We start from the raw sequence: 24,183 nt of genomic DNA on the forward strand, positions 1-24,183 counted from the left end.
GCAAAGCATCATGTTGAATCAACCGCGTCTGGACGAAATCATGCGCCGCCTTAATGGCTTGCAGCGTGTGCTGGTAACAGATCTGGCGGCAGAACTGCATGTGTCAGACGAGACGATTCGACGTGATCTCAAGCATCTTGAGGAAATTGGCAAGTTACGGCGCATCCATGGCGGGGCCATTCTTCCGCGCCTGAATGTAGAGCAGCCGTTGTATGTGCGTAGCAAAATCAAGCCGAGAGCCAAAGCGCAGGTCGCCCAGGCCGCGCTCGGTCTCATCCGTGAGGGAATGTCACTGTTCCTGGATACGGGCACCACGACGCAGGCGCTGGCCACCCGGCTGACTCAGTTTCAGCAGCTGAACGTATTTACCAACTCACTGGATATCGCTCAGATACTCACGCAACAAAGCGAGAGCAGAGTAGTGCTGGTGCCCGGTGAAGTTCGCCGCAACGACAATGCATTGATAGGGCCGCATACGCTCGAGTTCGTCAGTCAGTTCCATTTCGATATCGTGTTCATGGGTATCGGCGCGATTGATCTCAAGCTCGGCTTTATGGATTACGAAGAGCCTGAGGCTCTGCTGCGCAGGTGCCTGGTCAAACAATGCCAGCGCAGCGTGATTCTCGCCGACGAGGGCAAATTCGATCGCAAGACATTCGTCAAAACCCTGCCGTTTAGCGGCATAAACACCCTGGTCAGCAATAAACCACTATCAGGCGATTACCAAACCTGTCTGGAGAAAGCGCATGTCGAGGTTATTATCCCATGAACCCTTTATCGCCCATTCATTACTAGTTAAACAGTTTCAACAGCTCTTCAGCGCTAGTTCAGAGCTGGGCGCCACGCCCGCTGGCGGTTTGCACCGATTGGCTGCCTCCTATGAAGACGGATTGGCGCGTGATCATCTCAAAGCATGGATGCAGGATCAGCAGCTCGACGTTCGTATTGATTCGGTAGGCAATCTTTTTGGTCTGGCGACCTTTAACCCGGGCGCCCCATACATCCTTTGCGGTTCTCATCTTGATAGCCAGCCGACAGCTGGCAGGTTTGACGGTGCCTACGGGGTTATTGCGGGCGCTGTGGCGGTGGCAGCATTGGCAGAAGAATTCCGTCAGCAGCGTATTACGCCACAATTCAATCTGGGTGTGGTCAATTGGACGAATGAGGAAGGTGCTCGCTATCAACCCAGTTTGATTGGCAGCAGTGTATTTACCGGCTCGCTTGCAGCGGTTGACGCGCTAGCTATAGAGGACGGGGATGGCATTGCATTAGGCAGCGCCTTGGAATCCATCGGCTACCAGGGTGAAAGCGCCGTGACTCTTCCCCTGGCGGCTTATGTTGAAATTCATGTCGAACAGGGCACTGACCTGACAGAGAATCATCAGGCGATAGGTGTCGTTCGCAATACGTGGGCGGCACTCAAGCTGACTCTGTGTTTCGAGGGTTATCAGGCGCATACCGGTCCTACACCCATGATCGAGCGGCAGGACGCGCTATTGGCAGCAGCTCATGCGATCACGTTCGCCCGAGAATTGGCTGATGAATTTCCGCGGCGCTTGCACAGTTCCGTAGGGCGTATGGAGGTGTATCCAAATTCGCCCAATGTGGTTCCCTCCCGAGTGACTGCTTATGTCGAGTTTCGCTCTCAGGAGCAGGATTTACTGACTAAAGTGCTGAACCGATTCGATGCACGAATTGCCCAGATCGCCCAACAGACGAACACTGCTTACCAGGTGCTCAGCCGCCAACTGCGCAACAGCATCGTGATGGACAACCGGCTCGCCGAGCTCGCGCACAAGGTATGTGAAGAGCTGGGACTGCCCTCTGCCGACAGCACCACGGTGGCGGGACATGACGCCGTTAACATATCCAGGGTTGCACCCTCTCTGCTTCTATTCGTCCCGAGCCGCGATGGTATTGCCCATAACGAGGCGGAGTTCACTACGGATCAAGACTTGCATAACGGACTTTACACGCTGTCTAGCCTATTGCGTTGTGCCAGCCTCGGACGCGGCTTGACTGGCAAAGCAAATACTGACGACCGACCCTAAGGACATTTCATTCATGACCGATCAGCTTTTGCAAGAACGCCTTGAACGAGGTTTGGGCCAGCATATGCTTGTGCTTGATGCGCCTGCAGCGCCGGGTACCACTGCTGTTGCGTCGCCCTTGAGATTGGCGACCGAGTGGGCTGGCTATCAACTCAGCATTGGCGGCAAAGCTTATTATGCCAAGGTATTGCATGAAGATATGCGCGATTGGATTGATCCGCGGAAAGTAATTGAGGTGAGCCATATTGCTGCCGCCCAGGGCGTCACGCCGATGCTTCGTTGCAGCGCTGCGGATGAGGCCGTAATGATCTTTTCCGGTCTATCGCCACAATGGCATTGGGCCAAGGTGTCGGACATTGCTGCAGTGGATCGTCTGGGCCAACTGCTGGAGCTGAAAAAAACACTTCATCAGGGCGGTAAGGCCAGCTTTTTCCTGACGCCCATCGAGGATATCCGTTGGCTACTGGACCGGTGCCGGGAGCATGCGGTGCCGTTGCCAAAAGATGCTGACTGGCTGTCGACCTGCGCCGCGATGGCAGCGCAGGCCATTGATGCCGCGGGCTATGACAGGGTTACCGTTCACGGGGATGGCGTAGCCAGCAATGTGCTGATTGGGCCCGATCAGAGTATGCAGTTGATCGATTTTGACCGCGCAGGTCTGTTCGACCCTTGGCATGACCTTGCTACCACCCTGAATGAGCTGTACCAGTTTGAAAGCGAATGGCGGCAAGGCATCGAGATATGGGCCGGACAGTGTCGGGAAGAAGACTATGCGCGTTGTCGTTTACATGCCTTTTTAGATGACTGGCTCTGGACGCTGTGGGGGTTCTGGGCTGGAGAGACATCATCAAGGAATGTCGAGTTTTCCAAAGTGGGTCAGTGGACGCTGCTGCGTTGCAGGGATGCGGTAGCTGACTCTCGATTTGAAAGCTGGCTTCGTCAGGTCTGAGAAGGAGATCGCTATGAAATTGTTTGGTCAGGCTGCAACACCTCAGGAACAGGCTCTGGAGCAGGCTATCACCCATGTACCCGCATGGCGTGGGCGGTCGGCCCGCTATGCGCCGGTATCCGGGGGGATTTCAAATACCAACTGGCGGGTATCGATCGAGGGGGAGAAGGTTGACTACTTCATCAAGATCCCGGGGGTTGGAACCGATATGTTTATTGATCGGCATACCGCCCACGATGCCAGCCTGAAAGCGGCCGACACTGGTTACGGCGCGCCAGTGGTGGCCTTTATAGATGAAATGGGAGTGGAAGTTTTCGAGTTCATGGAGGGTTGGCGTGCTTCCAGCAATACGGATTTTCTAAATCGAGACATCCGGCACAATGCCTTGCACGCGCTCAAGGCTTTCAATGAACAACCCTCGCTGGTGCAGACCAAGACAGTGTTCGACATGATTGATGAGCATGATCGGCAGGTCGCTTCACTTAATGCCCAGACCCCGGTCGATCATCATTGGCTGGCGCTCCAGTACCGTCGTGCTCGCAGTGCTCTTGAGCATGCCGGACTGGACTTGGTACCCTGCATGAACGACACCCTTGCAGGTAACTTCATGCTGAATGCTGACAATCAGATACGCCTGGTAGACTTCGAATATGCCTCCAATAACGATCGGCACTACGAGCTGGCGCTCTGGTTCGGTGAGATGTTTTTCGAGCCGGAGGTTGAGCTGGAGTTGATAGAAGACTATTTCGGGTCTATCACTGCGCAAACTTTGGCGCGTATCCAAGTTCACAAGGCGCTTGCGGATTTGAAATGGTCCACCTGGGCAATGGTCCAGCAGGCGGTATCGGTAATCGACTTCGATTTTTACAAATATGGATTCTGGAAGCACATGCGTGCGCGTCGCGTGATGCACCACTCCCAATGGGAAACCTGGCTGCAACAGGTCTGAACGCACTGAATGGAACATCGACATGTCATTGAGCGTAGAAGAAATTGAGCAATACCACGTTTTTGCGGATCAACTGGCCGATGCGTCAGCACGGGCGATCATGCCGCATTTTCGGGCGGCTCTGGACGTAAGCAATAAAGGTGAGCAGCTTTACGATCCCGTCACGGTGGCTGATAGGGCGGCAGAGCGTAGCATGCGCGAGCTGATACAAGCGGTTTACCCGGATCATGGCATTTTGGGGGAAGAGGAGGAGTCTTTTACAGGTACTTCGCCGCTAACCTGGGTGCTGGATCCGATTGACGGTACCCGCGCTTTTATTACCGGGCTACCCCTTTGGGGTACCTTGATAGCCTTGAACGACGGGCAGCGTCCTTGTTTGGGTGTCATGAATCAACCTTTTACGGGCGAACGTTTCAGCGGGTCTGCGCAGGGGACGTGGCTAAATGGGCGGCCACTGCGCACGCGCGCATGCTCAAGCCTTGCTGAGGCCACGATGATGGCTACCAGCCTGGAAATATTCACCACCAGGCAGCAACGCGGAGCCTTTGATCATCTGGCCCACCAGGCTCAACTGGTGCGTTTCGGCGGTGATTGTTACGCCTATTGCATGCTGGCGGCGGGCCTGGTTGATGTGATCATGGAAGCCAGTCTTCAGCCCTATGATGTTCAGGCCCTGATTCCCATCGTAGAGGGGGCTGGCGGCAAGATGACCACCTGGCTCGGCGGTGACGCTCAGCATGGTGGCTTGGTGTTGGCCTGTGGCGATCCACAATTGCACGATGAATTGGTTAGCAAGCTGACTGCGTTGGGGCCATTTGGCTGATGAGCTTCCGGCCCGCCTTAACGGCGGGCTGGTACCAGATCTACATCTTCAGAATCAAGCCCTGATCAGGATGCACCTTGCCTTGCAAGGTGTCTTTGTAAGCCTTTTCCACGGCATCTGCGCCTTCCACTTTGGTCACTTTCATCCATTGCTGGACTGAAGCGACTAGCGGCGCCCAAAGCTTGGCGAAGCTCAGCATCAGTTGCGCGTTACCAACCTCCTTGCCGCGTTTTTCCCAGTAGCCGGGGGCGAAGAAGACTTCGGGTTTGGCGCCGGGCAGATTTTTTTCGCCGCCACGCGAGTCCCAGTGGGCGGCGCCGACCAGGGAACTGAACAGCATGTTATCGGCGAAGTGCTTGTGCAGGTTGGCCAGCACTTCACCGTTGCCGGCGAAGTCTACCGATACGCTGCTCTGGCTTGCGTCGAGCTTGTCGATATCCGCGTAGCTGACCACCTTGTCGTAGTAGCCCAGGCTCTCGACAAAGGCGATGTTGCCGGGGGAGGTCAGTGCGGTGATGGTCAGCGGCTTGCCGCGTTGGCTGCGTTGGTGCTGCAGCATAAAGGCTAAGCCCAGGGCGGTTTTGCTTGAGGCGCTGGTGAGGATGATTTGCTCGGCATTAAAGAAGTTTTCAATTGCGAGAAAGTCATCCAGCAGGAAGGAGGTAATCAGCAGCGGTCGTAGCAGCATCTGCAAGGCTTCATGCTGAGGCTGGTAGGCCGGATCGGCATCGGTAAACTGATACTGGTTGTAAGCCAGAGCCAGGTGTTGGCGGTGCTCGGCGCTATCAACGAAGGTGCTTTTGCTGATCTTGCCGGGCTTGACGCGTAGCTGGCGGGCCATTGGCAGGTAGCCGTACAAGCGTTTGCCTACGGGCACTTCGGGGTGGCGGGACGCAGCCACGTCGGCAAAGCCCCACACTGGAATCTGCCCCCAGGGCGCCTTGGCCGGAAAAAAGTCCCAGTACTTGAAGCGCTTGCCCAGCGCGGCGTAGGTAATGTTATTCGCGGTGAAGGCAAAGTGATCCACGGCCAGGAGCACTTCGCCTTCTTCCAGCTCTGATGCGGTGGTGGCGGGCAGGGGCAGCGTTGCGCAATGGTCCAGGTTGTCCTGGTCGACCACAAATGTGGAGTTGATGTTATCCATGATTTACTGGCTCCGGCGGGTGTGAGTTTAAGCTTAGCTTGCCTGAGCACGGCAAGGGGGTCTGTATTAAACCATTTGCCAAATACCGGCCAATAATGTCGGGCGAGATGGGCGCTGGCTTGGGTCTATTGGACCTGCGTAATATTTTGTAGTCGGGCAAAGACCGACCCCGCCATATGCTAGATTGATGTGCCTGCATCTGCTGGCGCTACCGCCCCGCCAGGAGGGGTTTCAATCATGAGTCTGATGGTCATTGTCCTGTTTGTTGTGGGGCTTTTTTTGCTGGTTGCAGGTGCCGAGGTGCTGGTTAAGGGGGCTTCGCGGTTGGCAGCTGGGTTTCGTATTTCACCGCTGGTGATTGGTCTTACCGTGGTTGCTTTTGGCACCAGCGCGCCCGAACTGGCGGTCAGCACCGGGGCGGCACTGGGTGGTCAGGGCGACATTGCCTTGGGTAACGTGTTGGGCAGCAATATATTTAACGTGCTGTTCATTCTTGGCCTGTCGGCGCTGATCGCGCCGCTGGTGGTATCGCGTCAGCTGATCCGTTTGGATGTGCCGTTGATGATCGGGGCTAGTCTGCTGGTCATCCTGTTGTCGCTGGACGGCCGCCTCGGTCGCTTTGATGGCGTCTTGTTATGTTTGCTGATTGTCGCCTATACGCTGTTTTTGATCATCAGCAGCCGACGTGCCAGTACACCGACCGATGCGGCTGATTTGGGTGTGCCGGCTGCGCAGCGCAGCGGTTCTGTACTGATGAATGCAGTGCTCGTTGCTGGCGGCCTGGTCATGCTGGTGCTGGGTGCCCGCTGGCTGGTTAACGGTGCGGTGGCAATGGCGACCAGCATGGGTGTTTCTGAGCGGGTGGTGGCCTTGACCATTGTTGCGGCTGGCACTTCCCTGCCTGAGGTGGCTACCTCGGTGATTGCAAGTATTCGCGGGCAGCGGGATATTGCCGTGGGCAATGTGGTGGGTAGCAATATGTTCAACCTGTTGGCGGTGCTCGGCGTTGCGTCGTTTCTAGCGCCAGCCGGCATCGCGGTATCTGAAGCGGTACTGCGTTTTGATATGCTGGTGATGTTCGCCGTGGCCTTGGCGTGTTTGCCTGTTTTTATCAGCGGCCTGCGAATCAATCGCTGGGAGGGGCTGCTGTTTATGGCCTACTTCGTCGTCTACAACGTCCATGTAGTCACTACCGATGGCGGCGCCAGCGGTATTCCCGGATTGCAGAGTGCGATGTTGTTTTATCTGATGCCGCTAACGGCGGTAACGCTGCTGGTCATTCTCTGCAAGGGTGCGTCGCGTCACTGAAAAGGTCTTTTGTCGGGAAAAGGGGCAGTGGCTCGGTCGGCTGCTCCTTTTTCTGCCTTAATTTGGTGCGCTCGCCGCTTATTCTGAGCTGTTGCTCTTGTCAGCCTAACTTTTCCTGCAATTTATTTCCCTTCTTCTAGGGCCTGTTCCAGAGCGCCGCGATCAGGTTTTAATGCCTTTTCAGTGTCCTTAAAGCAACCCGGCGAGGCTTCTTTTTTTCTTCGCGTGACTGTATGGTCATATAATTGCATTGTTGAATAATGTCTCATGATCGGGTTGTCGTACTGACTGATATTATCCGGTAGTGGCCGATAATATTGACCTGCATGCTTGATGGAGGTCAATGCGCTATGCCGAAGAGGAGTCAATTATCCGAAGTGTTCATGAGTTCAATACACTCACCTGAACTGATCTGGCACCGAGGAAGATGGTAATGAAACAATTGACGCCCATGGATTCGCATTTCTTCTATTTCGAAGGTCCCAACCAGCCGATGATGATCGGCAGCCTGTGGTTGTGTGATCAGACTACGGCGCCCGACGGTATTGTGCGGCACAAGGACATTTTGCAGTACGTATCAGACCGTCTGAACACCACCTCGTATTTCCGCCGGCGGCTGGAGCAGGCGCCCTTCCAACTGGATGACCCCTACTGGCTGGAAGACGAAAATTTCGATCTGGAATACCACGTGCGCCATGTCGGCCTGCCGCAGCCGGGCGATTGGCGGCAGTTATGTATTTTTACCGCGCGCACGATGTCTCGCAGCGTAGATATGGAGCGTGCTCCGTGGGAGATCTATATTATTGAGGGCGTGAACAATGTTGAAGGGGTACCGCCCAACAGCTTCGCTGTGCTGATTCGTTTTCATCATGCTTATGTTGATGGCAAGTCCAGTCTGGAACTCAGTACCGCTATGATGGAAGAAACCGCTGACCACGAATATGGTCGGCGTGATCGGGTCGAGGTCGCCGAGCGTGCGCCCACACGGTTGGAGATGTGGGCTCGTACCGCGCCGCGCATGCTGGGGCAGTCGGTGCGCAGTATGCGCGCTAGCCTGTTGTTCGGGCGCAAGAGTCTGGAACTGGCGCGCCGCTTGCGGCAAGACGGGCTCCCGGAACAGCGACGGGTGCCGCGGACCATATTCAATGTCTCGGTCACACCGCATCGTTCTTATGGCGGTTACGTCTGGCAGATACCCGATCTCAAACGGATGCGTCAGCTGCATCCGGGTGCCAGTCTCAATGATGTGATTCTGGCGGTCATCGCTGGCGGCATGCGGCGGTATCTGGCCGAACACAAACAGTTGCCGATGGATCAGTCCCTGGTATCCATGTGTCCGGTGTCCATACGCGCAGAGGACGCGAGGTCCGACACGGGCAATCTGATATCGGCGATGTACATTGCCATCGGTACCAACATTGAAGATCCGGCTCAGCGTTTGGCCGCGATTCAGGGGCGCACCACCCGAGGCATACCCCTGGCCCGGGAGGTGCTCTGTGATCTGGCCAACGCTGCAGGCGATATGGTGCCGCCGGTCATGCGTGCCTTCGGTGCCTGGTTCCAGAACCGTACGCATATGGCCGGAACCCTGCCGTTGATCAATACCGTAATTACCAATGTGCCCGGCATCCCGGGGATGCAAACCCGCTATTTTGCCGGGGCCGCGATACGCGAGGTATTCCCCTTGGTGCCGGTGTGCGATGGCATGGCCATTAGTCATGGCATTACCGGCATATACGATCGCCTCAACCTTGGCGTCGTGGCTGACCGCAAGGTGGTGCCTGACATGGATTTCTATATTGGCTGCATGGAGGCGTCAACCCAGGAGTATCTTGAGTGTGTGGCGGTGTTGGAGTCTGCCCAGGCGAGTACCGCGCAGGAAAGCGCCGCCGAAGAAAACGTTGCCGTACCTGGCAAGTCCAACGCAAAGCCACTAACCAAGAAAAACCCGAAAATGCAGCGCAAGCCGACCCCGACGAAAGCCGCCAGCAAAGGCAGGGCCAGCGTCAAAACCAAAGCACCTGTGAGCAAAGCGTCCGCAGTTACGCTCGCCGCTTCCGATGCCTCCAACAGCGCTGCTGATGCACCTGTTGGGGTGCTGGCGACAGCTGAAAGCAAACAAAGCTGATACACGATGAAACGAATCTGAGGACTAGCCAATGAAGCTCTTTGAGCGCCCGCGCACCAAACAACTGTTAAAGGACATGGAGCAGGCTGAGCATTATGAAGGCTGGGCTGTGCTGGCGGCTGCCTGGGATGAGGAGCATGGCCTGGATGAATGGAAGCAGAACGATGCCTGTGAAAGTTACGACTACCGTTCGATTCGCCAGCGCCTGGACAAAGTACGGGATCTGCGCTTTCGCCGCGAGTACCACGACCTGCTCTTTGTGTTGAACGAGGGCTTGCACGGCAACTTGGGCGGGATGGGTAAACCGGCGTTGTACAACAAGGCCAAGCTGGGCACCAAGAACCTGATTACCCGGTATGTGGAGGAGATATGCGGTGCGCTCGACGATCTGAACGAGGTCGATGACAGCATTATTCCTTTAGAGGAAAAGCAGGATTTTTTTCTGCGTGCCAGTCATTGCTACGGGCGTTCGGCATTAATGCTCAGTGGCGGTGCGGTACTGGGCTTTTTCCATGCCGGCGTGGTCAAGGCGCTGTTCGATCACGGGTTGTTGCCGGAGATTATTTCCGGCTCCAGTGCCGGGTCGATCATTGCAGCTACCGCCTGCACCCACGTGGACGATGAGCTCCAACAGCGGCTTAGCCTGGACAATTTGCACCACGAAGTAGACGAGACCACCGCGATTCGTCCGGCGCTGTCCTTGTTCGGCAACCCGCGGCCACGTATGGATGCGGACAATCTCAAAGCCTATCTGGCGAAAATTATCCCCGACCTGACTTTTCAAGAGGCTTTCGAGCTGACCGGACGCAAACTGAATATCACCGTGACCGGACTGTCTCCGCGCCAGGCACCGCGATTGTTGAATGCCATCACCTCGCCGAATGTGCTGATCCGTTCTGCCGTCACCGCCTCTTGCGCTATTTACGGCATTTACCCTCCGGTCACGCTGATGTGCCGGAACGCGGTTGGCGAAACGGTGCCTTACCTGCCGGATATGAAGTGGATCGATGGCTCCTTTGCCGACGATCTGCCGGCCAAGCGCCTGGCACGTTTGTTCGGCGTTAATCATTTTATTTCCAGCATGACCAATCCCGCCGTACTGGCAATGACTCCCGACCCGGACGCGCCGAGTAATCCGCTGCGCACCTTGCTGAGCTACCAGGTACGTTTTCTGAAGATCACCACCGCCGAGGCGATGCGTTTCAGCCGCGACAATATCCGGATTAAATCCCCGGTGATCAGCCTGATGCAGCACCTGACCTATGGTGTACTACGGCAGGAATACACGGCGGATATCAACATCTTTCTGCGTAACCGTTGGGATCATCCGTTGCGCTTGCTCGCTGCGCCCTCGCGGGAGGCTATGCACCGGTTGCTGCATGAGGGTGAACGCTCTACCTGGGAGAAGGTCGAGATGGTCCGCAACTGTACGGCCATCAGCCGTAAGCTGGATGCCATCGTGCACGGGCGTGGCTGGGAGAAGTAGCACGCAGCGGCAAGGCTTTTCAATATGCCTGCCGCGCCGCACAATGGTGCTTCATTTGCCTGTGAGCTATCCCATGACCGACGCGACCTTGCCCCTGACGGGCCGTTATATCGCCTTGCCCGAGAGCCGCGAGCTTGACCTGTTTGCAGCCATGCTGGTTAAACGCGGTGCCGATGTACTGCGCTGCCCACTGGTATCCATTCACGATGCTCCAGACCAGCAGCCGGTACTGGCGTGGATCGCTGATTTTATCGCGCAACCCTATGATGATTTGATTCTACTGACCGGAGAGGGGCTGCGGCGCCTGCTGGGTACTGCCGAGCGTGCGGGCGGAAGTCTGCGCGACGATTTCATCGCCCAGCTGGGTCATGTGCGCAAGCTCACCCGTGGCCCCAAGCCGGGAGCGGCACTGCGGCAGATTGGACTGAAGGCTGATTTGATCGCAGTGGAGCCGACCACCGAAGGTGTTATCAAGACGCTGCAAGCAGGTGATCTTGCTGGCAGACGCATTGCCGTGCAGCTGTACGGCACTGAGCCGAATCGGCCGCTGGTGGATTTTCTTGTCAATGCGGGTGCGCACGTCAGTACCGTCGCGCCCTATGTGTATGCCGATGATGTGGAAGATGTGCTTGTGGAAGCGTTGGTGGCGGCCATCCTGGCAGGGCAACTGGATGCGATTGCCTTTACCAGCGCCACCCAGGTGCGCCGGCTGTTCCAGATCGGCCGCAGACAGTGCGGTGAGCCGGCTTTGATTGCGGCATTGGCGCACTTGAAGGTTGCGGCAGTGGGGCCGGTCGTGGCGGAAGAACTGCGCGAGCGCGGCGTTCAGGTCGATCTGATGCCTGAAAGCAGCTTCTTTATGAAGCCATTGGTGCGTGAGCTGGTCAAATCCTTGGGTGTGCCAGGGGTTGAGGACAGCGATATAGACTGAGGAGACCTCGCCCGGTGATCGCCCCGGCTACCATCGCCAAGGGCGCTAATCAGCCTGGCATATCACTCATCGCCGGCCATTTGTTTACCCAGGGTTGGGCGATTTCCAATTGACTGGCCAGCTGCAGCAACAATGCTTCGCTACCAGAGGGGCCGCAAAATTGCACACCCAGAGGCAGACCGTCGGTGGTCCAGTGCAGCGGTACGCTCATGGCGGGCGTGCCGGTCAGATTGGCCAATTGGGTAAAGGGTACGTAGGTCAGATTCTTGCGGGCCATGTCGGCGACCATATTGTCCAGCGCGCCCCAGCGGGCGAGTAACGGCAGCAAACCAGTGTTAAGCAAAACCTCGATCAAGCGTGTCTGCCTGCGCGGCAGGTTGGCTTTTTCATGACGGATAGGTGGGTGGGCCAGGGCCGGGGTCATAAATAGATCGTGCTGCTGATAGAAGCTGCCTAGCGCCTGGCTGAACTGGTTCCATTGCCGGTGGCTGTTGATATAGCGGGCGCTGGACATGCTGCGGCCGAATGCCGCCAACGTGCGGGTGAGCAGTTCGAACTCTTCATCATGCGCGCCCATTTCCCGGGCCTGCTCCAATGTTGCAGCCACCTGCCCGAAATACATATTCAAATAACAGCGCGCCAGTGCCATGCCGTCGTAATCAGGTTCGGCTTCTATCACTTCATGACCCAGGGAGCGCAGTAGCTCGGCGGCGGTTTCGACCGCACGGATGGCCTCCGGGTGCACCGGAGTATCGACCGGCGAGCGGGTGCTGTAACCAATGCGCAAGACGCCCGGCTCGCGCAAGGCCAGGTCGCGAAAGGGTTGAGCTTCAGGCGCTATGATAAAGGGGTCGCCGCTATTGGGGCCGGCCAGCACATCCAGAGCCAATGCGGCGTCGCGCACAGTGCGGCACAGCACCAGGTCACTGGAGGCGCCTTCCCAGACTTCGCCATGCGCTGGGCCTACTGAAACCCGTCCACGCGAGGGGCGCAAGCCAAGCAGGCCGCAGCAGGCTGCGGGTATTCGGATAGAGCCACCACCATCGTTGGCGCCGGCCATTGGCACCATGCCTGACGCCACAGCCGCCGCCGAGCCACCGCTGGATCCGCCGGTAGTGTGCGCGACGTTCCAGGGGTTGCGGCTATGGCCGAACGCTTCAGGATCGGTGACGCCCTTGAGTGCCAGCTCGGGTGTGTTGCTTTTGCCCATAATCACAGCACCGGCGTTCAGCAGGCGTTGCACAATATGCGAATGCTGGCGTACCGGGATGCGGCTGAACACCTTGCTCCCGCTGCCGGTGGGTAGTCCGGCGTAATCCTGAATAGCATCCTTGATCAATATAGGTACACCCGCCAGGGGGCCGCTGAGTGATTGCCTGGTTCGCTCACGGGCAATCTCGAACATTGGCTGGCACACGGCATTTAACTGCGGGTTGAGGCGGTGGTACTGCGCAATGGCGACCTCCAGTAATTCCGCTGGAGTGGTGTTGCCTTCGGCTACCTGGCGGGCCAGTTCGGTGGCGTCGCTACCCATATACTCTTGTGGGCTCAAAGACATGACATAACCTTTATGTGTTTTGTTGGTGGTTGAGTAAATACTCTAAACTATTGCGAAACGCGGCACCATTGCTGTTCACGCAGGATTGGGCTTGTCACTCGCTGCGCCGGGGGCAACAATGGGCGCCACGCCAGCCACCCCCGTTTTCAAGGATGTTTAATGAGCAATAAAGCCGCCGCCATGCGCCTGACACCAGAACAACTGACCGTACCTATTGATCTGGATAGTCTCGGCTTTGTCACCACCGATGAGCTAGAGCCGTTTCGCGGCATTCTCGGGCAGGATCGGGCGGTGGAGGCGATGCAGTTCGGGGTGGCCATGCATCGTCCTGGGTATAACGTTTTTGTTATGGGCGAACCGGGCACCGGGCGCTTCTCCTATGTGATGCGTTACCTGAAAGCCGAAGCCAAGCGCCAGATTACGCCGCAGGACTATGTCTATGTGAACCACTTTGATGAGCCACGTGAGCCACACGTACTCAGCTTGTCGCCGGGTACTGCAGGCGCCTTGCTGACGGATGTGGACAAGTTGATCGACAACCTGCTGGCGACCTTTCCAGCGGTGTTCGAGCATCCGGCTTTCCAGCAGAAAAAGAGTGCAATAGATCGCGGTTTTAACCAGCGTTACGACCGTGCCATCGACTCAGTGGAGCGCAAGGCGCTGGAAAAGAACATTGCGGTATACCGTGATGCGCAGAATATTGCCTTTACGCCGATGAAAGACGGCAAGGCGCTGGACGAGGCCGAGTTTGCCCAGCTTCCTGAAGAGGCGCGCGAGCGTTTCCATGTGGATATTTCGGCAATGGAAGAAGTGCTCAACGAGGCGCTGTCCAGCCTGCCGCAATGGAAGCGGGAAAGTAGCAACCAGTTACGTGAATTGAATGAACTAACGATCACCGAAGCGATTCAACCCATTCTCGATCCGCTGATTGAACAGTACGCAGGCAACCCAGGGATCTGCGATTACCTGCATGCAATGCGTCAGAACCTGCTGAAAACGGTGATCGACCAATTGGTCGAAGAACGCGGACCAGAAGCGCGTCCGGAGGCGTATAAAAAGCAGCTACTGACTGAGCAATATTGCCCGAGCCTGGTGGTGGGTCACCCGGACAATGGCGGCGCGCCGGTGGTGCATGAGCCGCATCCGTCCTATGACAACCTGTTTGGGCGGATCGAGTACAGTTCTGAGCAGGGCGCGCTGATCACCAATTACCGGCATATTCGCCCCGGTGCTTTGCACCGTGCCAATGGCGGTTATCTGGTGCTGGAAGCCGAGAAGCTGCTAGGTGAGCCCTTTGTGTGGGATGCATTGAAACGGGCGTTGCACTCGCGCCAGTTGAAAATGGAGTCGCCGTGGGCGGATATGGGCCGTCTGACCACGGTTACCCTGACGCCGGAAGTGATTCCGTTGGCGGTGAAGATCGTGATTATTGGCTCACGTCACTTGTATTACACCCTCCAGGATCTGGATCCCGACTTTCAGGAGATGTTCCGGGTGCTGGTGGATTTTGACGAGGATCTACCGCGTACACTGGACAGTATCGAGAGCATGGCGCAATTGCTCAAGACTCGCACTTTCGAGGAAGGGCTGGCACCGCTCACAGCGGCTGCGGTCGCCCGCGTGCTGACCCACAGCGCGCGCCTGGCAGAACACCAGCAACGTTTGTCCGCGCGCATCAGCGATATTTTCCAGTTGGTCGGCGAGGCGGATTTTACCCGGCAACTGGCCAATGACCCGCTGATTGATACTGCGCATATCGAACGGGCACTGCAGGCCAAGGAAATGCGCACCGGGCGAGTCAGCGCACGTATTCGCGAGGACATGTTGTCCGGTGTCATCCTGATTGATACCCAGGGCGCTGAAGTGGGCAAATGCAACGGACTGACGGTACTCGAGGTCGGTGACTCGGTATTTGGCGTGCCGGCACGGATCAGCGCCACGGTGTACCCCGGCAGTAGCGGTATTGTGGATATTGAGCGTGAGGTCAATCTGGGTCAGCCGATTCACTCCAAGGGCATTATGATTCTGACCGGCTATATGGGTAGCCGTTATGCTCAGCACTTTCCACTGGAAATTTCTGCCAGCATCGCGCTGGAGCAGTCCTACGGCTATGTCGATGGCGATAGCGCCTCGCTGGGGGAGGTCTGTGCACTGATTTCGGCTTTGTCGCGCATACCATTGAAGCAGGGGTTCGCGATTACCGGTTCGATCAACCAGTTTGGCGAAGTGCAGGCCGTCGGTGGCGTTAACGAGAAAATCGAAGGCTTTTTCCGTCTGTGCCAGGCCCGTGGCCTGACCGGTGAGCAGGGCGCGATCATTCCGCGCTCCAACGTACCTAATCTGATGCTCGATGAAACCGTGCTAGAGGCTGTACGTGCGGGCCAGTTCAATATCTATGCGGTGAGTCATGTGGATCAGGCGCTGGGATTGCTGGCGGGCGACGAACCTGGCGCTGCGGATGAGCATGGCCACTTCCCTGAAGGCACCATCAACGCCCGTGTAGTGGATCGGCTACGCGAGATCGCCGAGCGTGATGCCGAGGACGAAGAAGCCGATGAAACCGCGAAAGCCGACTCGAAACCGGACAGTCTGCTTTGATCAACCCTTGATCAATCTGCCGTGAGCCCAGAGCTATAGGCGCTGGGCGCGGCTCTCCCGAATCTATCTACAGACTTATCCACAGATTTTGTGGGTAGTTCCCACGGGCTGCGGATTTTCTGACATTGTCAATAACCGATTCAAGTAAAAAAAATAGTGGCGACTAGCTCGCCATTATTTTGCTATAAGGTTGCGCTACAGGCGCCATGTACCGCCGCGTTGTACAGGGTTTGTGCAATTTAGCCGATGGTGCTGGTTGTTTTTTGCACGTTACCAGCCAAGCCTTGGTCCTTATGGGCTGGGGTGGCTTGTCAGACAACTGCCCACAGAGTTATCCACAGATACTGTGAACAACTACTCAGGTCATTTTCGAAGGTTAAATTTGCAGAGGTAGAGGCGGTATGGAACGGTTTCTTGAGAATTTGCTGTATTCGGCACGCTGGATTTTGGCGCCTATTTATCTGGGCTTGTCGTTGGCGCTGTTTGCTCTGGCGGTCAAATTTTTCCAGGAAGTGATTCACCTAATTCCCAACCTGTTGGCGATAGCCGAAGCGGATCTGATTCTGGTCGTATTGTCACTGGTGGACATGGCCTTGGTCGGCGGTTTGTTGGTGATGGTGATGATTTCCGGCTACGAGAATTTTGTCTCTCAGCTGGATATTGACGAGGGCAAGGAAAAGCTCAGTTGGCTGGGCAAGATGGATTCTGGTTCGTTGAAGATGAAAGTGGCGGCGTCCATCGTCGCGATTTCATCAATTCATCTGCTCAAAGTGTTTATGAATGCGCAGAACATCCCCAACGACAAGATGATGTGGTACGTGATCATTCATATGACCTTCGTCATCTCCGCGTTTGGCATGGGTATTCTCGACAAGCTGGCCAAAGTAGAAGGGGCGTCGAAGCTGGATAAGCTCTAACCGTTCGCAAGGTCTGGTTACACAACCCAAACGTGCCAGATCATGGCCTGAGGTACAGTTCCCGCTGCAAAGTATAGAGCGGGAGACTATTGTATGTTGGTGCGCCAGCTCATCCTGATTATGGGCGATCAGCTCAGCCGTGAGATCGTCTCGCTACGTGATGCGGATCCCCGGCTGGATAGGATATTGATGGCTGAGGTGTCCGATGAGGGACGCTATGTGCCCCATCACCCACAGAAGATTCTGTTCATTCTTTCCGCCATGCGCCATTTTGCCGAGCAGCTGCGCGCTGATGGCTTCACGGTTTATTACATAAAACTGGATGATGCGGCCAACAGTGGATCGTTGCATGGCGAGGTGGCGCGCGCCCGAGCTCAACACCAGCCTGAGCGTATCCTGCTGTGTAAGCCAAGCGAGTGGCGGCTGCTGAATATTTTTCAGCAAGCGCAGGAGGTGTGGCCGGAGCTGCAGCTGCGCGATGACGAACGCTTCTTCTGCTCCCAGGCGCGCTTCGCAGCCTGGGCCACAGGCCGCAAACAGCTGCGTATGGAACTGTTTTACCGGGAGATGCGCAAGCATACCCAGCTGTTGATGGACCCTGATGGCGGGCCTGCTGGGGGCGCCTGGAACTACGATGCGGATAACCGCAAAGCCTTGCCCGCTTCGGTAGCGATTCCACCTCAGCCGCATTTCTCATCTGACGCTATCACCCTTGAGGTGCAAGCGCTGGTTGCCGAGCAGTTCGCGGACCACTATGGCGTACTGGACGGCTTTGATTACCCAGTAACCCAGGCCGCAGCAGAGTCGCTTTGGGAGCATTTTCTGGCGCTGGGTATGCCGTCATTTGGCGACTATCAGGATGCCATGGCGGATAATCAGCCCTACCTGTTTCATGCGCGTATTGCCGCGGCGATGAATATCGGATTGCTTGACCCGCAGCGCGTGTGCCTGGATGTGCAGGCCGCATGGCAGGCCGGGGATATTCCGCTGAATGCGGCAGAGGGTTTTATCCGCCAGATACTTGGCTGGCGCGAATATGTGCGGGGGATTTACTGGCTGATGATGCCCGATTATGCCCAGCGGAATGCCTTGGGTAACCAGCGTGATCTTCCCGCATTCTACTGGACCGGCGACACCCGCATGAACTGCATGAGCCAGGCTATCGGCCAGACCCTGGAACATGCTTACGCGCATCATATCCAGCGGTTGATGGTCACTGGTAATTTTGCGCTGCTCGCCGGTATTCAGCCCAAGCAGATATGCGACTGGTATCTGGCGGTGTACATGGATGCCTTTGATTGGGTCGAGCTACCTAATACGCTGGGCATGGTTATGCATGCCGATGGCGGCTATCTCGGCTCCAAACCCTATTGTGCCAGTGGCCAGTACATTAAGCGCATGTCCAATCACTGCAAGGGTTGCGCTTATAAGGTCACCGAACAAACCGGTGAAAAAGCTTGCCCGTTCAATTCACTGTATTGGCATTTTCTGATGCGCCACCGTGATCAGTTGGGAGGTAATCACCGGCTGGCTATGGTCTACCGCAACTTGGACCGCATGTCGGATGCCAAGCAGCAGGCACTGTGGGGCTGGGGTGAGAAGCTGTTGGCGCGGTTGGACGCCGGTCAGTCCCTTTGACCGGCAAGCCCTTATGAAGAGTAAGTATGATCTGCCGGTGAAAGACTGTGCGACCTGTGGGCTACCCTTCCGTTGGCGCAAGAAATGGGCCCGCTGCTGGGAAGAGGTGCAATACTGCTCAGAGCGCTGCCGGCGACGGTAAAGACCATAGAGAGCGAGTTTTGCCGCCGCAGAACCTGTGCTTAGTTGCTGGCTTTGAGTACCACGAATTTGGGGTTGCCTGATAACTGCTCGACCTTTTCAAACCAGGCCCGCAGCTTGACGTGATAGCCAAGGTGCCGGTTGCCTACCACCATCAGGCTACCCGTAGGCGTCAGTACGCGCTGGCTCTGCTCGAACAGGCGCTTGGCCATTTCATCGCCCACCGCTTGTTGCTGATGAAAGGGTGGGTTGCACAGAATCAGGTCAGCGCTGCCATCGGCCATCTCAGTCAGGCCGTCGCTGACGATAAACTCGGCAGGGCGTGTTGGGAAGGCTTCGCTGAAGTTGTGCCGGGCGCTGGCTACCGCAGCATAGGACTCGTCGATAAACACCAGCCGCGCGTCGGGGTTGAGTTGCGCTGCCATCATGCCTAGCGCGCCATTGCCACAACCCAGGTCAACTATGCAGCCGTCTTCCTGGCCGGTTGGCAGGCTTGATAGCAGCGCGCGAGTGCCGTTGTCGAGCTTGTCCCGAGAGAACACGCCGGGCTTGTTCAGCAACTGGAATTCTGACGCAGGTAAGTCATACCGCGTCTCCAGTTCAGGTGTGCCAGGTGTTAGTGCTGGGTCCAATGTGCTGGTCAACAGGCGGGCTTTTTTCCAGGCGAGAGATGCCTGGTAAGGGCCAATATATTGTGCCAACAGGTCGCCAGCAGCATGCGGCAAATGCTTGACCATGGCGCCGGCGATAACCAGTGCCTGCGCACCCAGGGCCGGGCGCAGCCGGAACAGCTGATCCTGCATCAGCGTCAGGCTCTTGGGCACGCGCATCAGCACGCACTGGTAAGGGCCGCTGGGCGTTTGCTGGCTTTCGATAAACTCCACTGTGTTGGCTGCCAGGTCATTGGCTTGCAGATTGCTTTGTAATGCCAACTGCGCCAATTTTGAGTCACTCCAGCTGTGCACGCTGCGGGCTGGTTCGGCTTTAGCCAGCGCGCAGGCCAGCGTGCCAAAGTTGTCGTTGATCACCAGTATCGGCAGGTCTGAAGCGGGCAACTCAGCGACGCTTTGCAGCAGATACAGGTCGGCCGTATCGAAGGCTTGCAGCGTGGGATTCTGGGTTGGGGGGTAGCGCTCAAGGTTCAGAGTGCCGTACGAGGTGTCACATGATTGCATGATGGCTGCCGATTAGAGGTGCGGGTCGGCAGTATAGCGCAGTTGCGCTCAGGCTTTGCGGCAATGCTGCCGGAGCACCGCTTGCGCGGCGGCCGGCAGTTAAGCTATGTGGGTTAAGGCGCGTTCAGGGGTTGGGTTTTTGCTGCAGTAAATCGCGAATCTCGGTGAGCAGTATTTCCTGTTTGCTCTGCGTTTCCGGCTCGGGTGGGGTGGGCTTGGCCTCTTCCTTGCGTTTGAGGCTGTTCATCACCTTGATGGCAACGAAAATAGCGACGGCAATAATCAGAAAGTCGACAATACTCTGGATAAACAGCCCGTAGCCCAGGGTCACTGCAGCGATTTCGCCTTCTGCTTCCTTGAGCACGATCGCCAGATCAGCGAAGTCCACACCGCCAATCATCAGCCCCAGTGGCGGCATAACCACGTTGGCCACAAAGGAGGACACTACTTTGCCAAAGGCCGCGCCGATAATGATCCCCACGGCCATATCGATTACGTTGCCGCGCATGGCGAACGCTTTGAATTCCTGAGCAATACTCATTGTCATCTCCTTGCGTGCGCCACCCTGACGCTAGCGTATACATATTGGTAATTCAAAATAATATCCGGAAATCGAGATTTGTCAGGTTTTATTCTGAGTTTGTGCGGTTTTATTTCAATGCCGAGCGCAAGCTGTCACACACAATCTTCAGGGCCTGAATGCGCGCGTGGCGTTTGTCTTCGGCAGCGATGACATGCCATGGCGCGTGCTTGGTGTCGGTGAACTCCAACATATCGTTAATGGCTTTCTGGTAGGTGGACCATTGTTGGCGATTACGCCAGTCTTCTTCGGTGAGCTTGTGACGCTTCAGCGGTGATGCTTCACGGGCCTGAAAGCGTGCAAGCTGTTCCCCTTCAGTAATCGCCAGCCAGAACTTGATCACCAGTGTGTTGCTCTGTTTCAGTTGCTGTTCGAAATCATTGATCTCGCCGTAAGCACGCTGCCAATCAGCCGCACTGCAAAAGCCTTCTACCCGTTCGACCAGCACGCGGCCGTAATAACTGCGGTCAAAAACTACCACGGTGCCCGGCGCCGGAATGCGTTTCCAGAAGCGCATCAGATAAGGCTGCGTGCGCTCCTCTTCGGTCGGTGCTCGGGTGCCGTGGACCCGCAGGTAGCGCGGGTCCAGGCACTGGGTAATACGGCGAATGGTGCCGCCTTTGCCCGCCGCATCGGTTCCTTCAAAGACCAGCAGCAAGCTGCGCCGGGCAAAGCGTGGGTGGTGTACCAATTCCTGCAACTGGTTCTGATAATGTTCCAGTTGGTCCTGGTAGTCGTCCTTTTCCAGCTTTGCGCTGTAATCCACGTTGTGCAGCCGGTCCACGCTGCCTGGCAGGAAGCTCTGATGATGGGTCGCGGCATGCGCTGAGGAGGGGGCAGAGTCGAGATGTTGTCGCATGGCTTGAAGCAGCAGCTTAGCGATCTGAATATCGCGGTAGCGCGGATCGTGACTGGGTATCCGCACCCAGGGGGCTTGATCGGTGGAGGTTAAATCAATCATTTGCTGAGCGGCGACACGGACTTTGTCGTAATCGGCACGGCTGAAATCGCCCCACTCGCGCATGGCGATGGTGTCCTGATAGTGCCGCTGATCTGCTGAGTTCGCCACAGCTTTGCCGTCTGGACTGATATGCAGCCAGACCTTGAGGACCACTGCACCTTCATCACTCAGCAGCTTTTCAAAGCGCAATATGTCTTCCATCTGCTGCTTGAAAGCATTAGCCGAGAGATTTCCCCGGCTGAAGCTCATGAGCGGTTGGTGGTACCAGGAGCCGAGGTAAAATCCCAGTTGACCTGCGGGCGGCAGGGAGCGCCAATAGCGCCACATACGCGGCATGCGCTTCTCGATGCCTTGCGGTAGAACGAAGGCACGGGTGTTGAGAAAGCGGTTGTCCAGCCAGGCGTAAAAGGTATGAATGACCTCGGCCTTGCCAGCCAGATCATTGCCGCTGATCAGCAACAATACCGGGCCTTTACCGGCCTTGCGCAGTTCAAACTGCGCTTCGAGTAGCCCTTCTGTCAGCTCGGCGCTCTGCTGTTTGAAGTCTTTTTTGCTGAGGCTGAAATCAGGCATCGGGCCAGTTGACCTTTGGTAGCTGTTCAAATGCCGGCTTGGCGAACAGGTAACCCTGGAACAGATTCACTCCCAGGCCCTGAAGAAAGCGTAATTCGGCGAGGCTTTCGATGCCTTCGGCAATGACGTCGATATTCAGTGCCTTGCATACGCCTAGGATGCCCTGAACGATAGCCTGGCGCACCGGAGCGGTGTCAATGTCGCGGACCAACGCCATGTCCAGCTTGATGATGTCCGGTTGAAATTCGGCGAGCAGATTGAGACCAGAGTAACCTGCACCGAAGTCGTCGATAGCCGTTTTGAAGCCCTGACGCTTGTACTCTGTAATAATGCTTTTCAAATGGGCTTTATCTACCAGTTCTTCATTTTCGGTGATTTCAAAGATCAGGCGATTGGTCGGGAAGTTGAAGCGCTTTGCTGCTTCCAGCGTTGCACGGATGCACGTCGCGGCCTGATAAACCGCGTTGGGTAAAAAATTGATACTGATGAAGCAAGGGATCTGTAGCCTGGCGGCAAGTTCCACTGCTTTTACCCGGCATGATTGGTCGAAGATATAACGGTTTTCTTCATTCACCTTGGCGAGCATCTGTGGTGCACCTTCGCCGGCAAGGCCGCGAATCAGCGCTTCGTAGGCAAATACGCTGTTGTCGCGGGTGTCCACAATAGGTTGAAAAGCCATGCTGAAATCGAAACACAGTGGTGTATTGTCCTGACAGGATCGGCAGGGTTTGGGGATGTCGATGCTTATGGTCATACAGGTATCCGTTTCACCAGGGCCGTAAAGTAATGTGCATGTTGATGATCTGACCTGTTGCCAGTGGCTATAAACCAAAATAGCATCTAAGCATTCTTCTGGGGGGAATTAATGGCAAAAAACAAGCGAATCTACGGCTGCACCGAGTGTGGCGCGACCTTCTCCAAATGGGCCGGCCAGTGCGCTGAATGTCAGGCTTGGAATACGCTTGTGGAAACGGTGGTCGATACCACACCAACCGGTGGAAGCGGCGTTTCAACTAGCCGCAGTGGTCACTGGGCCGGGCAGGCTGCCCAGGTGAGAACCCTGGCGGAAGTCTCTACCGAGGAGGTGCCACGCCAATCCAGTGGCTCGTCGGAGCTTGATCGCGTGCTGGGCGGCGGACTGGTGGCGGGCTCGGTCGTACTGATGGGCGGTGATCCGGGTATCGGCAAGTCAACCATACTGCTGCAAACCCTGTGTCAACTGGCGCAGACCATGCCCGCTTTGTATGTCACCGGTGAAGAATCCCAGCAGCAGGTGGCGATGCGCGCCCGGCGTCTGGGGCTGCCGGAAGACAAGCTCAAGGTTATGACTGAAACCTGTATCGAAAGCATCATTGCTACAGCTCGCCATGAACAGCCCAAAGTCATGGTGGTGGATTCGATTCAGACGATCTTTACCGAGCAGTTGCAGTCGGCTCCCGGCGGTGTGGCGCAGGTCAGAGAGAGCGCCGCGCTGCTAGTGCGTTATGCCAAGCAGAGCGGCACGGCGATTTTTCTGGTTGGGCATGTCACCAAGGAAGGCTCCTTGGCTGGGCCGCGGGTGCTCGAGCATATGGTCGATACCGTGTTGTATTTCGAGGGCGAGTCCGATGGTCGGCTGCGCATGTTGCGCGCGGTGAAAAATCGCTTTGGCGCTATTAACGAGCTCGGCGTGTTCTCGATGACCGATAAGGGGCTTAAGGAAGTCTCCAATCCGTCAGCCATTTTCCTCTCGCGTTACGATACACCGATTCCTGGGAGTGTGGTGATGTCTACCTGGGAAGGCTCCAGGCCGATGCTGGTAGAAGTGCAAGCACTGGTTGATACCAGTCATCTGGGTAATCCGCGACGGGTGACACTGGGCCTGGATCAGAACCGCTTGGCGATGCTGCTGGCAGTGTTGCATCGGCACGGCGGTGTACCGACTTACGATCAGGATGTGTTCGTTAACGTGGTGGGCGGGGTCAAGGTGCTGGAAACTGCGGTGGATCTCGCTCTGCTGGCCGCAGTGATGTCCAGTTTGCGTAACCGGCCGTTGCCGATGGATCTGATGGTGTTCGGCGAGTTGGGTTTGTCTGGCGAGATACGGCCGGTGCCCAGCGGCCAGGAGCGTCTGAAGGAGGCGGCCAAGCACGGCTTTACCCGCGCCATCGTGCCCAAGGCCAATGCCCCCAAAGAATCGCCCAAGGGTATGCAGGTCATTGCCGTGACCCGCCTGGATCAGGCGTTGGCAGCCATCTTCGAATAGCTGTCCCGGAAGGCCGAGTTCCACCTCG

Annotated in this window: 20 protein-coding genes; 14 read left to right on the plus strand and 6 right to left on the minus strand. The window is 56.6% G+C overall.

The genetic code is table 11. The features are described from left to right. Positions 1–10: 10 nt before the first annotated feature. Genes K787_RS0118620 through hisN form a run of 5 tightly spaced genes read left to right on the plus strand, consistent with a single transcriptional unit; the run spans position 11 to position 4,772 of the window. The gene (locus tag K787_RS0118620; protein WP_028615095.1) at positions 11–769 is read left to right on the plus strand and encodes a DeoR/GlpR family DNA-binding transcription regulator; all 759 of its coding nucleotides are present in this window, start codon (positions 11–13) and stop codon (positions 767–769) included. Continuing rightward, the gene (locus tag K787_RS23735) at positions 747–2,051 is read left to right on the plus strand and encodes a Zn-dependent hydrolase (protein ID WP_022964322.1); all 1,305 of its coding nucleotides are present in this window, start codon (positions 747–749) and stop codon (positions 2,049–2,051) included. Before K787_RS0118620 ends, K787_RS23735 begins: the two co-directional genes overlap by 23 nt. Before the next feature lie 13 nt (positions 2,052–2,064). Beyond that, positions 2,065–3,000, plus strand: a complete 936-nt coding sequence (locus K787_RS0118630; RefSeq protein ID WP_028615096.1) for an aminoglycoside phosphotransferase family protein — start codon at positions 2,065–2,067, stop codon at positions 2,998–3,000. Positions 3,001–3,013: 13 nt separating this feature from the next. Continuing rightward, entirely contained in the window at positions 3,014–3,949 is a 936-nt protein-coding gene (locus K787_RS0118635; RefSeq protein WP_022964323.1) for a choline kinase family protein, read from the plus strand. Between the two features lie 22 nt (positions 3,950–3,971). Next, a complete protein-coding gene (gene hisN / locus K787_RS0118640; protein ID WP_022964324.1) occupies positions 3,972–4,772 on the plus strand; it encodes a histidinol-phosphatase in 801 nt (266 codons plus the stop codon). Between the two features lie 40 nt (positions 4,773–4,812). On the opposite strand, the gene K787_RS0118645 is transcribed toward hisN, so the two are convergent. Then, positions 4,813–5,916, minus strand: a complete 1,104-nt coding sequence (locus tag K787_RS0118645) for a DUF2855 family protein (protein WP_022964325.1) — start codon at positions 5,914–5,916, stop codon at positions 4,813–4,815. Between the two features lie 237 nt (positions 5,917–6,153). Here K787_RS0118645 and K787_RS0118650 point away from each other — a divergent pair, with 237 nt between their 5' ends. The 4 genes from K787_RS0118650 (at position 6,154) to K787_RS0118665 (ending at position 11,769) form a co-directional block, all read left to right on the plus strand. Further along, on the plus strand, positions 6,154–7,224 hold the full coding sequence (locus K787_RS0118650) for a calcium/sodium antiporter (protein WP_022964326.1): 1,071 nt from the start codon (positions 6,154–6,156) through the stop codon (positions 7,222–7,224). A 433-nt stretch (positions 7,225–7,657) separates the two neighbouring features. Further along, a complete protein-coding gene (locus K787_RS0118655; protein WP_022964327.1) occupies positions 7,658–9,352 on the plus strand; it encodes a wax ester/triacylglycerol synthase family O-acyltransferase in 1,695 nt (564 codons plus the stop codon). A gap of 31 nt (positions 9,353–9,383) precedes the next feature. After that, positions 9,384–10,838, plus strand: a complete 1,455-nt coding sequence (locus tag K787_RS23740; protein WP_022964328.1) for a DUF3336 domain-containing protein — start codon at positions 9,384–9,386, stop codon at positions 10,836–10,838. Between the two features lie 73 nt (positions 10,839–10,911). Further along, positions 10,912–11,769: a uroporphyrinogen-III synthase gene (locus K787_RS0118665; RefSeq protein WP_028615097.1), complete on the plus strand. Its 858-nt coding sequence runs from the start codon at positions 10,912–10,914 to the stop codon at positions 11,767–11,769. Between the two features lie 49 nt (positions 11,770–11,818). Here the strand turns inward: K787_RS0118665 and K787_RS0118670 are convergent, their stop codons facing one another. Then, entirely contained in the window at positions 11,819–13,327 is a 1,509-nt protein-coding gene (locus tag K787_RS0118670; protein ID WP_022964330.1) for an amidase, read from the minus strand. 159 nt (positions 13,328–13,486) lie between these two features. On the opposite strand from K787_RS0118670, the gene K787_RS0118675 reads away from it, so the two are divergent. The 4 genes from K787_RS0118675 (at position 13,487) to K787_RS24875 (ending at position 18,622) form a co-directional block, all read left to right on the plus strand. Continuing rightward, complete coding sequence (locus K787_RS0118675) at positions 13,487–15,925, plus strand: Lon protease family protein (protein WP_022964331.1); 2,439 nt, start codon at positions 13,487–13,489, stop codon at positions 15,923–15,925. A 401-nt stretch (positions 15,926–16,326) separates the two neighbouring features. Further along, positions 16,327–16,842, plus strand: coding sequence for a TIGR00645 family protein (locus K787_RS0118680; RefSeq protein WP_022964332.1), 516 nt, complete (start codon positions 16,327–16,329; stop codon positions 16,840–16,842). Between the two features lie 93 nt (positions 16,843–16,935). After that, a complete protein-coding gene (locus K787_RS0118685) occupies positions 16,936–18,480 on the plus strand; it encodes a cryptochrome/photolyase family protein (protein ID WP_022964333.1) in 1,545 nt (514 codons plus the stop codon). A gap of 13 nt (positions 18,481–18,493) precedes the next feature. After that, positions 18,494–18,622 (plus strand): DUF2256 domain-containing protein, encoded by a 129-nt coding sequence (locus K787_RS24875; protein ID WP_084672184.1) that lies wholly within the window; start codon positions 18,494–18,496, stop codon positions 18,620–18,622. Positions 18,623–18,662: 40 nt separating this feature from the next. Here the strand turns inward: K787_RS24875 and K787_RS0118690 are convergent, their stop codons facing one another. The 4 genes from K787_RS0118690 to K787_RS0118705 form a co-directional block, all read right to left on the minus strand. After that, positions 18,663–19,796: a methyltransferase gene (locus K787_RS0118690; RefSeq protein WP_022964334.1), complete on the minus strand. Its 1,134-nt coding sequence runs from the start codon at positions 19,794–19,796 to the stop codon at positions 18,663–18,665. A gap of 124 nt (positions 19,797–19,920) precedes the next feature. After that, complete coding sequence (gene mscL, locus K787_RS0118695) at positions 19,921–20,337, minus strand: large-conductance mechanosensitive channel protein MscL (RefSeq protein ID WP_022964336.1); 417 nt, start codon at positions 20,335–20,337, stop codon at positions 19,921–19,923. 109 nt (positions 20,338–20,446) lie between these two features. Beyond that, positions 20,447–21,910 carry a polyphosphate:AMP phosphotransferase gene (gene pap / locus K787_RS0118700; RefSeq protein WP_022964337.1) on the minus strand — a complete coding sequence of 488 codons (1,464 nt, stop codon included), beginning with the start codon at positions 21,908–21,910 and terminating at the stop codon, positions 20,447–20,449. After that, positions 21,903–22,664 (minus strand): EAL domain-containing protein, encoded by a 762-nt coding sequence (locus K787_RS0118705; protein WP_022964338.1) that lies wholly within the window; start codon positions 22,662–22,664, stop codon positions 21,903–21,905. Before K787_RS0118705 ends, pap begins: the two co-directional genes overlap by 8 nt. A gap of 111 nt (positions 22,665–22,775) precedes the next feature. Between K787_RS0118705 and radA the strand changes: the two genes are divergently transcribed. Continuing rightward, the gene (gene radA / locus K787_RS0118710) at positions 22,776–24,155 is read left to right on the plus strand and encodes a DNA repair protein RadA (RefSeq protein WP_022964339.1); all 1,380 of its coding nucleotides are present in this window, start codon (positions 22,776–22,778) and stop codon (positions 24,153–24,155) included. The last annotated feature ends 28 nt before the right edge of the window (positions 24,156–24,183 follow it).

It is taken from the genome of Halopseudomonas pelagia CL-AP6, assembly GCF_000410875.1.
GTDB lineage: Bacteria > Pseudomonadota > Gammaproteobacteria > Pseudomonadales > Pseudomonadaceae > Halopseudomonas > Halopseudomonas pelagia.

Coding starts and splice junctions, on each gene's coding strand:
- K787_RS0118620 (WP_028615095.1), top strand. CDS start 11: ATGTTGAATCAACCGCGTCTGGACGAAATCATGCGCCGCCTTAATGGC.
- K787_RS23735 (WP_022964322.1), top strand. CDS start 747: ATGTCGAGGTTATTATCCCATGAACCCTTTATCGCCCATTCATTACTA.
- K787_RS0118630 (WP_028615096.1), top strand. CDS start 2,065: ATGACCGATCAGCTTTTGCAAGAACGCCTTGAACGAGGTTTGGGCCAG.
- K787_RS0118635 (WP_022964323.1), top strand. CDS start 3,014: ATGAAATTGTTTGGTCAGGCTGCAACACCTCAGGAACAGGCTCTGGAG.
- hisN (WP_022964324.1), top strand. CDS start 3,972: ATGTCATTGAGCGTAGAAGAAATTGAGCAATACCACGTTTTTGCGGAT.
- K787_RS0118645 (WP_022964325.1), bottom strand. CDS start 5,916: ATGGATAACATCAACTCCACATTTGTGGTCGACCAGGACAACCTGGAC.
- K787_RS0118650 (WP_022964326.1), top strand. CDS start 6,154: ATGAGTCTGATGGTCATTGTCCTGTTTGTTGTGGGGCTTTTTTTGCTG.
- K787_RS0118655 (WP_022964327.1), top strand. CDS start 7,658: ATGAAACAATTGACGCCCATGGATTCGCATTTCTTCTATTTCGAAGGT.
- K787_RS23740 (WP_022964328.1), top strand. CDS start 9,384: ATGAAGCTCTTTGAGCGCCCGCGCACCAAACAACTGTTAAAGGACATG.
- K787_RS0118665 (WP_028615097.1), top strand. CDS start 10,912: ATGACCGACGCGACCTTGCCCCTGACGGGCCGTTATATCGCCTTGCCC.
- K787_RS0118670 (WP_022964330.1), bottom strand. CDS start 13,327: ATGTCTTTGAGCCCACAAGAGTATATGGGTAGCGACGCCACCGAACTG.
- K787_RS0118675 (WP_022964331.1), top strand. CDS start 13,487: ATGAGCAATAAAGCCGCCGCCATGCGCCTGACACCAGAACAACTGACC.
- K787_RS0118680 (WP_022964332.1), top strand. CDS start 16,327: ATGGAACGGTTTCTTGAGAATTTGCTGTATTCGGCACGCTGGATTTTG.
- K787_RS0118685 (WP_022964333.1), top strand. CDS start 16,936: ATGTTGGTGCGCCAGCTCATCCTGATTATGGGCGATCAGCTCAGCCGT.
- K787_RS24875 (WP_084672184.1), top strand. CDS start 18,494: ATGAAGAGTAAGTATGATCTGCCGGTGAAAGACTGTGCGACCTGTGGG.
- K787_RS0118690 (WP_022964334.1), bottom strand. CDS start 19,796: ATGCAATCATGTGACACCTCGTACGGCACTCTGAACCTTGAGCGCTAC.
- mscL (WP_022964336.1), bottom strand. CDS start 20,337: ATGAGTATTGCTCAGGAATTCAAAGCGTTCGCCATGCGCGGCAACGTA.
- pap (WP_022964337.1), bottom strand. CDS start 21,910: ATGCCTGATTTCAGCCTCAGCAAAAAAGACTTCAAACAGCAGAGCGCC.
- K787_RS0118705 (WP_022964338.1), bottom strand. CDS start 22,664: ATGACCATAAGCATCGACATCCCCAAACCCTGCCGATCCTGTCAGGAC.
- radA (WP_022964339.1), top strand. CDS start 22,776: ATGGCAAAAAACAAGCGAATCTACGGCTGCACCGAGTGTGGCGCGACC.